This is a genomic window from Gracilibacillus suaedae (assembly GCF_017599345.1).
Taxonomy (GTDB): domain Bacteria; phylum Bacillota; class Bacilli; order Bacillales; family Amphibacillaceae; genus Gracilibacillus; species Gracilibacillus suaedae.
Genome location: NZ_JAGFVL010000011.1, coordinates 88,008 through 101,372, shown reverse-complemented (window position 1 = coordinate 101,372; position 13,365 = coordinate 88,008). Strand labels below are relative to the sequence as shown.

The 13,365-nt window shown below is 37.6% G+C and carries 11 protein-coding genes, 1 rRNA gene and 1 other annotated feature (1 of these 13 cut by a window edge); all 12 genes read left to right on the top strand.

The genetic code is table 11. The annotated features are described in order from the left end of the window. Positions 1 to 93 (top strand): 5S ribosomal RNA (rrf, locus tag J5J03_RS01840); the annotation flags it as partial. 383 nt (positions 94 to 476) lie between these two features. Next, on the top strand, positions 477 to 1,658 hold the full coding sequence (locus tag J5J03_RS01835; RefSeq protein ID WP_208585814.1) for a GNAT family N-acetyltransferase: 1,182 nt from the start codon (positions 477 to 479) through the stop codon (positions 1,656 to 1,658). Positions 1,659 to 1,766: 108 nt separating this feature from the next. Beyond that, a complete protein-coding gene (locus tag J5J03_RS01830; RefSeq protein WP_208585813.1) occupies positions 1,767 to 2,462 on the top strand; it encodes an MgtC/SapB family protein in 696 nt (231 codons plus the stop codon). Positions 2,463 to 2,585: 123 nt separating this feature from the next. Continuing rightward, the gene (locus J5J03_RS01825; protein WP_208585812.1) at positions 2,586 to 3,050 is read left to right on the top strand and encodes a CtsR family transcriptional regulator; all 465 of its coding nucleotides are present in this window, start codon (positions 2,586 to 2,588) and stop codon (positions 3,048 to 3,050) included. Positions 3,051 to 3,062: 12 nt separating this feature from the next. After that, a complete protein-coding gene (locus J5J03_RS01820; protein ID WP_208585811.1) occupies positions 3,063 to 3,605 on the top strand; it encodes a UvrB/UvrC motif-containing protein in 543 nt (180 codons plus the stop codon). Next, positions 3,602 to 4,678 (top strand): protein arginine kinase, encoded by a 1,077-nt coding sequence (locus tag J5J03_RS01815; protein ID WP_208585810.1) that lies wholly within the window; start codon positions 3,602 to 3,604, stop codon positions 4,676 to 4,678. The genes J5J03_RS01820 and J5J03_RS01815 overlap by 4 nt, the downstream gene beginning before the upstream one ends. Position 4,679: 1 nt before the next feature. Next, a complete protein-coding gene (gene clpC / locus J5J03_RS01810; RefSeq protein ID WP_208585809.1) occupies positions 4,680 to 7,106 on the top strand; it encodes an ATP-dependent protease ATP-binding subunit ClpC in 2,427 nt (808 codons plus the stop codon). A gap of 322 nt (positions 7,107 to 7,428) precedes the next feature. After that, positions 7,429 to 8,799, top strand: coding sequence for a DNA repair protein RadA (gene radA / locus J5J03_RS01805; RefSeq protein ID WP_208585808.1), 1,371 nt, complete (start codon positions 7,429 to 7,431; stop codon positions 8,797 to 8,799). Between the two features lie 123 nt (positions 8,800 to 8,922). Beyond that, the gene (locus J5J03_RS01800; protein WP_208585807.1) at positions 8,923 to 10,032 is read left to right on the top strand and encodes a PIN/TRAM domain-containing protein; all 1,110 of its coding nucleotides are present in this window, start codon (positions 8,923 to 8,925) and stop codon (positions 10,030 to 10,032) included. A gap of 436 nt (positions 10,033 to 10,468) precedes the next feature. Beyond that, positions 10,469 to 11,161, top strand: coding sequence for a 2-C-methyl-D-erythritol 4-phosphate cytidylyltransferase (ispD, locus tag J5J03_RS01795; protein ID WP_208585821.1), 693 nt, complete (start codon positions 10,469 to 10,471; stop codon positions 11,159 to 11,161). Beyond that, a complete protein-coding gene (gene ispF, locus J5J03_RS01790; protein ID WP_208585806.1) occupies positions 11,161 to 11,637 on the top strand; it encodes a 2-C-methyl-D-erythritol 2,4-cyclodiphosphate synthase in 477 nt (158 codons plus the stop codon). Before ispD ends, ispF begins: the two co-directional genes overlap by 1 nt. A gap of 82 nt (positions 11,638 to 11,719) precedes the next feature. Further along, a complete protein-coding gene (gene gltX, locus J5J03_RS01785; RefSeq protein ID WP_208585805.1) occupies positions 11,720 to 13,186 on the top strand; it encodes a glutamate--tRNA ligase in 1,467 nt (488 codons plus the stop codon). A 38-nt stretch (positions 13,187 to 13,224) separates the two neighbouring features. Then, positions 13,225 to 13,365: a binding site (T-box leader), on the top strand; it runs 74 nt beyond the window's last position.

The window sequence follows — 13,365 nt, the reverse complement described above, 5'->3', positions numbered from 1 at the left end:
ACACCTGTTCCCATGCCGAACACAGTAGTTAAGCTTTCCAGCGCCCATGGTAGTTGGGGCTCGCGCCCCTGCAAGAGTAGGACGTTGCCAGGCAATTTTTAAAAACTTCTTAGTCATAGGACTAGGGAGTTTTTTTGTATGCTAAAATAATGTTTAAAGAACCGTTTTTTTGGCTCTATACTAAATCTGGTGGTGCTTCCTAAAATGATAGTGGTTGAAAGAAAAGCAAAAAAATACACCCATACTCTCGCTATCGAGAATAGGCTTAGGGATAATAGATATGACCAGCGTGGGTAAAACCCCAACTGATCATGATTATAGTCTCACTTTATAGATTATTACCGACATTGTACGAAGCAAATGCAAAAGTACTGCCTTATTCTATGAAGGAACATAAGCTGTGAAATTTACATTTATCAGGGCAGAACGGAATATATATAATAGAACAAAACCAAGGGAAAGAAGGGGTAATGGAAATGAACAATATTACGAAGCTAGATGAAACGTACTATAGGGAAATTATGGATTTATCACAATATGCCTTTCAATATAAATTGTCAGATGAAGAAATAGTAGCAAATAAAGAACAGATGAAAAATCATACTGTTTGGGGATGGGTGGAAAATAATCAATTGGCTGCGAAGGTTCATGTCATCCCACTAAAAGCACATATTCAAGGTAGAATAATGAAAATGGGAGGTGTCGCATCAGTTGCATCATGGCCTGAATATCGAAGAGGAGGAAAAGTGAAACAACTATTAAAGAAAGCACTACAGGAAATGAAAACGAAAGGACAAATTATCTCCTATCTACATCCATTTTCTGTACCATTCTATCGAAAGTATGGTTGGGAAATAACTTTCGACAAAGCAAATTGTAAAATACCAATTCGAAGCTTAGCGAAACGATGGGATGGAATTGGATTTGTAAAAAGAGGTAATAATAATGATCAAACAATATCAATGCTACATAGTATTTATACAGAATATGCGAGTGCATTTACAGGTCCATTAGCAAGAGATCAGCATTGGTGGAAACATCGGATCCTTAACAAAGATGACTTTATAGCAATTGCATACCGGGATGATCATACACCAGAAGGATACCTAGTATACAACGTAAAAGAGAATATATTCACAGTAAAAGATATCGCTTTTTCAACTATAAATGGGCAGAAGTTGTTGTTACAATTTATGCATGATCATGATTCCATGGTGGACGACATAGTTGCTAGTTTACCAACTAACGACGGGGTTACGCTTTTGGTCGAAGAGCCTAGATTTGAACAGAAGGTAACACCTTATTTTATGTCTCGTATTGTCGATGCAGAGGCATTTCTTGCACAATTTCCATACAATAAGTCTGGTCATTTTTCTTCTTTTGCTATCCATATAGAAGATGAATTTCTTCCAGAGAATACAGGGACGTATCAGTTATCCATGAATGAGCATGATGAGATGATAATTGATCGAGTAGATAATCAAAATTCCTTACCAACCGTAACAATGAAGATACAGCAAATGACACAGATGTTTCTTGGTTATAAACGTGCTCATGAATTATTGAGTTTAGAACTTTTGGATGGTGATCAAAAGGCTATTGGACAGTTGGAGGAAATCATTCCAACAAGTCATCCATACTTTCCAGATTTCTTCTAGCAAAGGTCGTTTTTGTACTGTCCCTGTGTACGTTTCTATGTTTTTTATAGTACAGGGTATATGGTTGGTATCAAGATTTATATATATAAATGTAAAGGGGGCGCCTTTATGTGGGATCAGCTCTTTGATGCGGAGTTTGTAGAATCTGTTACAAAGCTGATGATTTCGCTTTTTTTATCAGGATTGATTGGTTTTGAACGGGAGGTAAATAAACATTCTGCTGGCTTTCGAACACATATACTAGTTGGGGTCAGTTCCTGCTTGATGATGCTTTTATCTGTTTACGGGTTTCAACACTTTATTGAAAATCACCAGAACATTCAATTTGATCCAGCTCGTATACCTTCCTATGTCATTAGTGGTATTGGATTTTTGGGGGCAGGTACGATTATTGTTCATGGGGGTACTATTAGAGGTTTGACAACAGCTGCATCTATATGGGCAGTTGCTGGCTTAGGATTGATTGTTGGCATTGGTATGTATAAAGAGGCCTTTGTGACAACTTTGATTATTTTAATTAGTTTAGTTGTCTTGAATAAATTTGAAAAAAGGCTACACCGTAAAAGTCATCATATTGTCTTTGAAGTAAAGCTTTCTAAGGAACAAAAAGCTTCAACTTTCCTTAACCGTGTACAGTCATTTCCGATCGAAATTCGCGAGTTTGATATCTCTAATGAAAGTTCCGATACAACAAAAATCAAAATGTATATTGATGCCATTCATCAGAAAAAACGCGAAAATTTGTATGAATGGTTATTAGAGCAGGAAGAAGTAAAAAAGATTAAAATCCGTTTTCGTTCATAAGGGTTTGAGAGACAGCAAGAAAGGTTATAATAATGAAGACCAAATAGTTTTCAACCAAGCCAACTTACAGTATAATAAAAATATATAGTCAAATATAGTCAAAGTCAGATTGGAGGAGGGAAAATGCGTAATATTTCAGATATTATTGAAGAATATTTGAAAGAAATCATGCACAGCAACCATCATAAAATCATTGAAATAAAGCGAAGTGAAATTGCTGATCGCTTTGAATGTGTACCTTCTCAAATTAATTATGTCATCAACACTCGGTTTACTTTGGAGAAAGGTTACTTAGTAGAAAGTAAACGTGGTGGTGGGGGCTATATCCGCATTAGTCGTATTACCAATGAAGACAAAGCAAAATTAATAGACGAAATTATTGAAATGATCCAACCTAAAATATCACAGCAAAAAGCGGTCAATATATTAGAGCGCCTCTTGGAAGAAGAATTAATTACCGAACGAGAAGCAAAATTAATGGTTGGTGCGATTGATCGTAATACGCTCTCTTTTCAACTGCCAATTCGGGATGAGATTCGTGCTAGAATTTTATCAGCAATGCTCAATGCCTTAAAATATCAATTTTAGGAGGTGTACGGTATGGAATGTCAAGAGTGTAAACAAAATCCGGCAACCGTTCATTTCGCACAAGTAATAAACGGTGAGAAGACAGAAATTCACGTCTGCCAGCAATGTGCAAAGGAAAAGGGTTATGTGTCACAAGAAGAAGATGCCTATTCATTACACCACCTTTTATCAGGACTGTTCAACCCAAAATCTAGTGCTATGCATCACCAGTCACATAAAGCAACAGATAAGGAGTTACAATGTGATAAATGTGGCATGACGTATCAACAGTTTGCTAGAATTGGAAAGTTCGGGTGTGCAACTTGCTATCATACATTCTCTGAACATTTAAATCCGCTTTTTCGAAAAGTGCATAGTGGTAACACTGCTCATGAAGGAAAAGTACCAAAACGAGTAGGATCTGATATTTTTCAACGTAAAAAGCTACGAGACTTAAAGGTGAAATTACAACAAGCAATCGCTGAGGAAGCTTTTGAAGAAGCAGCTGAAATTCGCGATGAAATAAGGTCATTAGAGAAGAATCTAAACCACCACGAGGAGCGTGATGATTCGTGAGTTTAGAGCAATTTATCAATGAAGCAATTAGTCCTTGGTTAAAAGAGGACGGTCCTGACAGTGATATTGTAATGAGCAGTCGTGTTCGTTTAGCTCGAAACTTTGAGCAATCCCCTTTTCCATTAATTGCGGACGAAAAGCAAATGGAGAGTATTCTTTATTTTATGGAAAAGGAATTTAATCACCGCTCTTATTTACAATATAAAGATTTAGAATTTGTCAAAATGGCTGAGTTAAAGCAAGTAGAAAAGCAAGTATTAGTAGAAAAACATTTAATAAGTCCACATTTAGCTGATAAATCGAAGCAGGGTGCTGCGCTTATCTCTAAGAATGAACAAGTATCGATCATGGTTAATGAAGAAGACCATATTAGGGCTCAATTATATTTTCCTGGTTTTCAATTAGAAAAAGCCTTGGAACAGGCGTTTCAATTAGATGACTGGTTAGAAGAAAAAATAGATTATGCCTTTGACGAAAATAGAGGATATCTTACAAGCTGTCCTACGAATGTAGGTACTGGCTTACGAGCATCTGTGATGATGCATTTACCAGCGCTTGCGATTACTCGTAAAATTAACCGGATGATCCCTGCTATCAATCAGTTAGGTCTGGTTGTTCGAGGTATTTATGGTGAAGGCAGTGAAGCGCTAGGTAATATTTTTCAAATTTCCAATCAGGTAACATTAGGTCGGTCTGAGGAGGATATTATCGAAGACTTAAAAGGCGTTGTCGATAAATTAATTGAGCATGAACGTCATGCTCGGAATTTACTGATGGAACAATCAGAACTGGAATTAGAGGACCGAGTATTTCGTTCCTATGGGATATTGCAGCATAGTCGTATTATCGAATCGAAAGAAACGGCAAAATGCCTGTCTGATGTCCGACTAGGTATTGATTTGGGATTCATCCATCACATATCTAAATCTATTCTGAACGAATTGGTTGTTTTAACACAACCGGCGTTCTTACAACAATATGCAAAAAAAATGCTGACACCGAATGAACGCGATGTGTTTCGTGCATCCTTAATTCGGGAACGCTTTACATTGGAGCAAAAGGAGGAATATTAAAATGATGTTTGGACGCTTTACAGAAAGAGCGCAAAAAGTTTTAGCATTATCACAAGAAGAAGCTGTACGATTAGGTCATAATAATATTGGCACTGAACATATTTTATTAGGACTTGTAAGCGAGGGAGAAGGTATTGCAGCAAAAGCACTTCAAGCGATTGGTCTTGGCGCAGATAAGATCAGAGATGAAGTAGAATCTTTAATAGGTAAAGGCAGTGAAGTATCCCAAACTATTCACTATACCCCTCGAGCAAAGAAAGTCATTGAGTTATCGATGGATGAAGCTCGTAAATTAGGACACTCTTATGTAGGTACAGAACATATATTGTTAGGGCTAATTCGAGAAGGAGAAGGGGTAGCTGCTCGCGTTCTAAATAACTTGGGCGTTAGTCTAAATAAAGCACGTCAACAAGTGTTACAACTGTTAGGAAGCTCAGAATCAGGTGGTTCTCAAAATGGTCGTAACAGTTCAAGTAATAGTGCAAGTACCCCAACGTTGGATTCGCTTGCCCGTGATTTAACCTCCATTGCAAAAGAAGGGAACATCGACCCTGTTATCGGCCGTGAGAAAGAAATCGAACGCGTTATCCAAGTATTAAGTCGCCGCACAAAAAATAACCCTGTCTTGATTGGTGAGCCAGGTGTTGGTAAAACAGCGGTAGCGGAAGGTTTGGCACAACAAATTGTTCAAAATGAAGTGCCGGAAATTCTTCGTGATAAGCGGGTGATGACTCTTGATATGGGGACGGTAGTAGCAGGTACTAAATATCGCGGTGAATTTGAAGATCGCTTGAAAAAAGTGATGGAAGAAATACGTCAGGCGAATAATGTGATCCTTTTTATTGATGAGTTGCACACATTAATTGGTGCAGGTGGTGCAGAAGGTGCTATTGATGCATCTAATATTTTAAAACCATCATTAGCTCGAGGAGAATTGCAATGTATCGGTGCAACCACATTAGATGAGTACCGCAAGTATATCGAAAAAGATGCCGCATTAGAACGTCGTTTTCAGCCAATTCAAGTCGATGAACCATCTGTAGAAGAATCTGTACAAATCTTACAAGGCTTAAGAGATCGTTATGAAGCACACCACCGAGTGACGATTACAGATGAAGCAATTGAAGCAGCAGCAAAGCTTTCGGATCGTTATATTACTGATCGTTTCTTGCCAGATAAGGCCATTGATTTAATTGATGAAGCAGGGTCCAAGGTAAGATTACGTTCTTATACAACACCTCCTAATTTAAAAGAGTTAGAACAGAATTTAGAAGAAGTACGTAAAGAAAAAGACGCCGCTGTTCAAAGTCAAGAGTTTGAAAAAGCTGCTGCATTACGTGATGATGAACAACAATTAAGAAAAGAACTAGAAGAGACGGAAGCGAAATGGAAAGAGAAACAAGGACAGGAGAATTCAGAAGTCAGTGTAGAAGATATTGCTAGTGTTGTATCGACATGGACCGGGGTACCGGTATCGGCACTTACTAAGGATGAGAGTGAAAGGTTATTACACATGGAAGACATTTTGCATGATCGATTAATTGGTCAGGAAGAAGCAGTAAAATCTGTTTCCAAAGCAATTCGACGAGCAAGATCTGGCTTAAAAGATCCAAAGCGTCCAATTGGTTCGTTTATTTTCCTAGGACCAACTGGTGTCGGTAAAACAGAGTTGGCACGTGCGTTAGCTGAATCCATGTTTGGTGATGAAGACGCGATGATTCGTATTGATATGTCAGAGTATATGGAGAAGCATGCAACATCACGACTTGTAGGTTCACCTCCTGGATATGTTGGTTATGAAGAAGGTGGACAGTTAACCGAAAAAGTACGAAGAAAGCCATATTCTGTAGTACTATTAGATGAGGTAGAGAAAGCACACCCAGAAGTATTTAATATATTACTCCAAGTCTTAGAAGATGGTCGCCTAACGGATTCTAAAGGACGTACGGTAGACTTCCGAAATACGGTGTTAATTATGACATCCAATGTTGGAGCAAATGAATTAAAACGTAATAAATATGTAGGTTTTAGCCTTGGTGATGAAGAACAAGATTATAAAGACATGCGTTCTAAGGTAACGGCGGAATTGAAGAAAGCCTTCCGTCCAGAGTTCTTAAATCGTATCGATGAAACGATTGTTTTCCACTCATTAGAGAAGAAACACATGAAGCATATTGTTGAGCTAATGGTAAAAGAATTACAGAAACGTTTAACTGAACAGGAAATAGACTTTGTATTATCTGATAAGGCAATTGAAAAAATAGCAAATGAAGGATTTGATCCTGAATATGGTGCAAGACCATTACGCAGGTCGATTCAAAAGAACGTGGAAGATTTACTATCAGAAGAATTGCTAAAAGAAACCATTAAAAAAGGCCAAAAAGTAACCATTGACCTTGATGACGCAGGCGAATTCCAGGTTGTATGAATCTTAAAAATCGGAAGGGGGCTCCCTTCCGATTTTTTCAATAAGGATCATGCCTCTTCGATCACTTTTATACTGAGTGATAGGAAAGTTATTTTGCATGAAATTTGGGATTGCATTTTCAGTAGCCTCGGGTCGGAAACAGTCTGCCCAGCATGGTTTGTATTTAGAATAGTATATAAAATACAATATCTTTATGTGTAAGGAGACGAAATTTAAAGATTATCCTTTTTTTACACTTTTTACATACATCTTTAACTAAATTGATAGATCTCTGTAACTTATAAGGGAGTCTTTTCGTATATAATGAAAGGGAGCGATACTTTTGGCTAAGCGAAAATCTAAATTTGTTTGTCAATCTTGTGGTTATGAATCACCTAAATGGATGGGGAAATGTCCGGGATGTCATGAATGGAATACGTTAGTAGAAGAAGTGGAAGCTACCAAAACAGCAAGAGGTAATTGGGCAACAGGCTCAGGCACAACACACAAGCCAGAAAAGATATCCAGTATTCAAACACAAGAAGAACCAAGGATTAAAACGAAAATGCAAGAGTTAAACCGAGTGCTTGGTGGTGGTATCGTACCTGGTTCGCTAGTGCTAATCGGTGGAGACCCAGGTATCGGGAAATCAACGTTATTGCTGCAAGTTTCCAGTCAATTGTCACAGCGTGATTTAGATGTGTTATACATTTCTGGAGAAGAATCAGCAAGACAGACAAAACTAAGAGCAGACAGATTAGATATTTCATCAGAAAGACTATACGTACTTTCTGAAACAAATCTAGTAGATATCGCAAATCAAATTGATCAATTAAAACCAGGCTTTGTTGTGATTGATTCGATTCAAACTATTTATAAAGAAGAAGTAACCAGTGCTCCGGGTAGTGTTTCACAAGTTCGCGAGTGTACTAGTGAACTGATGCGCATTGCGAAGCAAAATCATATACCTGTTTTTATTGTTGGGCATGTGACGAAAGAAGGATCTATAGCTGGACCCAGATTGCTTGAGCATATGGTAGATGCTGTATTGTATTTTGAAGGGGAAAGACACCATACTTTTCGAATCTTACGGGGAGTCAAAAACCGATTTGGCAGCACGAACGAAATGGGCATATTTGAAATGAAAGAAGAAGGGTTAACAGAAGTATTAAACCCATCTGAAATTTTTCTAGAAGAACGATCACAAGGTGTCGCTGGTTCAACTATTGTCGCATCGATGGAAGGAACAAGACCAGTGCTAGTGGAGATTCAGGCACTAATTTCCCCTACCAGCTTTGGTAACCCAAGGAGAATGGCGACAGGAATAGATCATAATCGTGTTCCATTATTGATGGCTGTATTAGAAAAAAGAGTAGGTTTAATGCTGCAAAATCAAGATGCATATGTGAAGGTAGCCGGTGGCGTGAAATTAGATGAGCCTGCCATTGATTTAGCGGTTGCGATTAGTATTGCTTCTAGCTTTAGAGATCGAGCTCCACATACAGATGATGTATTGATTGGCGAAGTTGGGCTTACGGGAGAAGTAAGAAGAGTATCGCGAATTGAACAACGTGTACAAGAAGCCGCTAAATTAGGATTTAAAAGAGCTATCATTCCTGCTAAGAACATGGATGGTTGGACAGTCCCGGCGTCTATTGAAATCATAGGGATAAATTCTGTGCAAGAAGCAATTAAAGAAGCATTAGGAGATTGAAAGTTTTTAGGTGTATTGTTTCAAAATGTGCTCTCCAAGGAAGATTTATTCTTTCTTAAAAGTACTAAAAAAATGTTTAAAATTTTAGTAATAGGAGAGACTAATCTATAGGAGGTGACTGTGGTGCTAAAACGATTTGTGCAACTATTTTTTATTATTGCAGGTGGTACCGCTGGATATTTATATATTCCAAGATTATTGGAATTAATAGGGTTAGCTGAAGGTACATGGTTAACATCTAATTATGTAGGACCCTATGTGGGGTTAGTATTAGGAGCAATTATTTTATTTATTCTATCTTTATGGATTTCTGATTACATTATGAGATTCCTTGCTTGGATTGAAGAGCTATTAATGAAAGCCCCAGTGTCGGATTTATTGTTTGGTAGTTTAGGTATTATTATTGGTTTAATTATTGCGTATTTCTTAAATGACCCGATTCAATCAATTGATATACGGGTTGTGTCACAGGTGGTGCCGATCTTTTTAAGTGTCTTATTTGCCTATTTTGGATTTCAAGTAGGCTTTAAAAGAAGAGATGAATTCTTAAATCTATTTACTTTACCGAAAAAGGAAAAGAAAAAAGCTTTGATGCCTGAAGAATCTCACGCAGATCCAGAATTACCAAAACCGAAGATTTTAGATACAAGTGTAATCATTGATGGACGAATTGCAGATATATGTCAAACAAACTTTTTAGAAGGAACGATTATTATTCCTCAATTTGTTTTAGAAGAATTACAGCATATCGCGGATTCATCAGATGCATTAAAACGAAACAGAGGTCGCAGAGGCTTGGATATATTAAATCGTATCCAGAAGGATCTACCGATTAATGTAGAAATTTATGAAGGTGATTTCGAGGAAATCCAAGAAGTCGACAGTAAATTAGTTAAGCTTGCAAAAGTGATGAACGGGATTGTTGTAACGAATGACTTTAATTTAAATAAAGTTTGTGAGTTTCAGAAGGTACCTGTCTTAAACATTAATGATTTAGCAAATGCTGTTAAACCAATTGTGTTACCAGGTGAAGAATTAGCAGTACAGGTTATTAAGGACGGTAAAGAACAGAACCAAGGTGTTGCTTACTTAGATGATGGAACGATGATTGTAGTAGAAGAAGGTAAGAACTATATTGGACAGAACATCGAAGTCGTGATTACAAGTGTGTTGCAAACATCAGCAGGCCGAATGATCTTCGCCAAACCAAAATTACTTGAAAAAGCACTCTAAAAAAGGTATAACTTATAAAGGATAGACAAAAGTGATAACATGATTGTTATCACTTTTTGTTAGTTTATAATTCACTTTCGGATACATGCAAAATGAATACAAACCTACAGATCAACTATAAACTGCGAAGTAAAGTGAGCAGGGATATGTTCTCCTCCGTACTGAATTTTGATGAGTGTATAATCGTCGCTGCGGAAAGCGCAGTATTCTGCCGGAGGGTATGTGAGCACTCATCATTAGGTAGAATGGGAGAAAGCCTCACTTTTTCTCCTTTCACTAGTTCGCAGTATATATCTAATTCGAACTATATAGAACACGTAAATAGAATTCGATTCATTCTGTTATATGCAGATGTTATAATCAATGGAGATGATCTCTGGAACGAGATTGGGAGAGCATTATAAGCTAGTTAATTAGAGATTGGGGTGGCCGCATGATAAAATATAATGTGATCGTGTTAGCGGCAGGACAAGGTAAGCGAATGAATGTAGGCAAAAACAAACAATTTATCGAACTATTAAATGAGCCTTTAATTATACATACGTTAAAAAATTTTATAGATGACAACTGGTGTCAAAATATTTACTTAGTCATCAATCCAAATGAGCAAAAGCAAATGAAAGATTTAATAGTTTCTTATCAATGGCAAGACCAAATCACTTTTGTTCACGGTGGTAGAGAACGACAAGAGAGCGGCTATCAAGGGTTGCTCGCCATCAGTGAAGAAAACCAAGACATGATTGTCATGATCCACGACGGAGCTAGACCTTTTGTGGAGGAGTCACATTTACACGAGCTTGCTCACGCCGCAAAAGAGAATAACGCAGCATTGCTCGCCGTTCCTGTTACCGATACAATAAAACGAAAAAATGGGGACAAAATAGAAACATTGGATCGTTCAACATTATGGGCTGCACAAACACCACAAGCCTTTAGTTATTCATTAATTAAAAAAGCACATGAGCAAGCAATTGCATCAGAATATCTTGGAACAGATGATGTGTCGCTCGTCGAAGCATTAGGAAAACCGGTAGATATTATTCATGGCACTTATCAAAATGTAAAATTAACTACTCCAGAGGATATTATGCGAGCAGAAATGATCTTAGAGCGACAGGAGGGAAAATAATGTTCCGTATCGGACAAGGTTTTGATGTACATCAGTTAGTCGAAGGAAGGCCTTGTATTATCGGCGGTATTGATATACCGTTTGAATATGGTTTGTTAGGACACTCTGATGCAGATGTGTTATTACATACGATTTCAGATGCGTGTCTAGGTGCAATTGGTGAAGGGGATATTGGGAAGCATTTTCCCGATACAGACCCCGCATTTAAAGATGCTGATTCACAAAAATTATTACAAGAAGTATGGAGACTAGTAGAAGAAAAAGGTTATAAGCTTGGTAATGTCGATTGCACAGTGATTGCACAAGCTCCTAAGCTTGCACCGTATATCCCATCAATCCAAGATAATATCGCTAGTCTATTGAGAACTGATAAAGAGAAAGTCAATGTCAAAGCCACAACGACAGAAAAGCTCGGTTTTACCGGAAGAAAAGAAGGAATAGCGGCACAAGCTGTTGTTCTTCTGATGAAGAAATAAAAACGTAACATTATGTCGAAAATAATGATAAAATAAGATAATAGGTGAAAAGACCGTTACAAATGATGGAGGGACAATAATCATGGGAAATGAAGTACGCGTACGTTATGCACCAAGTCCAACAGGGCATTTGCATATCGGAAACGCTAGAACAGCACTTTTTAATTATTTATATGCCAAACATTTAGGTGGATCATTCATTATCCGTACAGAAGATACGGATGAAAAGCGTAACGTGGAAGGTGGCGAAGAAAGTCAATTACGCTATTTGAAGTGGCTCGGATTAGAATGGGATGAAGGTGCAGATATCGGTGGTGAATACGGACCTTACCGTCAAACAGAACGTTTGGATATTTATCAGAAATATGTCGATGAGTTGTTAGAGCGCGGTTTAGCATATAAATGTTATATGACAGAAGAAGAATTGGAAGCAGAACGTGAAGAACAGCGTGCTAATGGACAAGTGCCGAAGTATTCTGGAGCACATCGCAATTTAACCGAAGAACAAATAAAGCAATTCGAAGCGGAAGGACGTAAGCCTAGTATTCGTTTCCGTGTCCCAGATAACAAAACATACACATTCAATGATATTGTACGTGGTAATATTAGATTTGAATCCAGTGATTTTGGTGACTGGGTAATGGTGAAGAAAAATGGTATTCCAACTTACAATTTTGCCGTTGCACTTGATGATCATTATATGAAAATAAGTCATGTATTACGTGGGGAAGAGCATATTTCGAACACACCAAAACAAATGATGATTTTTGAAGCATTTGGTTGGGAGGCGCCTCACTATGGTCATATGACATTAATTTTAAATGAAAATCGCAAAAAGTTAAGTAAACGTGATGAGCATATCTTGCAATTCATTGAACAATACAAAAATCTTGGTTACTTACCAGAGGCATTGTTCAACTTTATTACCTTGCTTGGCTGGTCACCAGTTGGGGAAGAGGAACTGTTTACTCAAGAAGAGTTTATTAAGATATTTGATCCAGAACGTTTGTCAACATCACCAGCAATCTTTGACCCGGCAAAATTAAAATGGATGAATAATCAATATATTAAACAGGCTTCTTTAGACGAAGTGGTGGAACTAAGCTTGCCACACTTAATCGAAGCAGGTAAATTGCCAGCTGACATGAACGAAGAGCAAAAAGAATGGGCAGTGAACTTAATCAGCTTATATCATGAGCAATTGTCTTATGGTGCAGAAATTGTCGAGTTAACAGATCTTTTCTTCCAAACAGAGATTAACTATAATGAAGAGGCAATGGCTGTATTAAAAGAAGAACAGGTACCAGAAGTGTTAGAAGGATTCTTAGAGCAGTTCAGCAATATAGAAGAATTGTCACCAGAAGCAATTAAAGCAAGTATTAAGGCAACTCAAAAAGCTACGAAACAGAAAGGTAAAAAGCTATTTATGCCGATCCGTGTTGCAACTACTGGACAGGTGCATGGTCCTGAATTGCCGAATGCAATTTATCTTTTAGGAGAAGATATTGTCAGAGCAAGAGTGGAAAATGTGTTACAATTAATCAAATAAGTAGCAAATTTTAGCAAATTCACTATAATAGTAAGTAATAAGGTACGTTGACGAGGAGAAGTAAAAGAAAGACCGCTTGTACAGAGAAAACCATCACAGGCTGAGAATGGTTGAAGCAAGTTTCTTTGAAATGCACCTCAGAGTTTCTTCCTGAATGGAGTATGGAAGAACGGTTTACC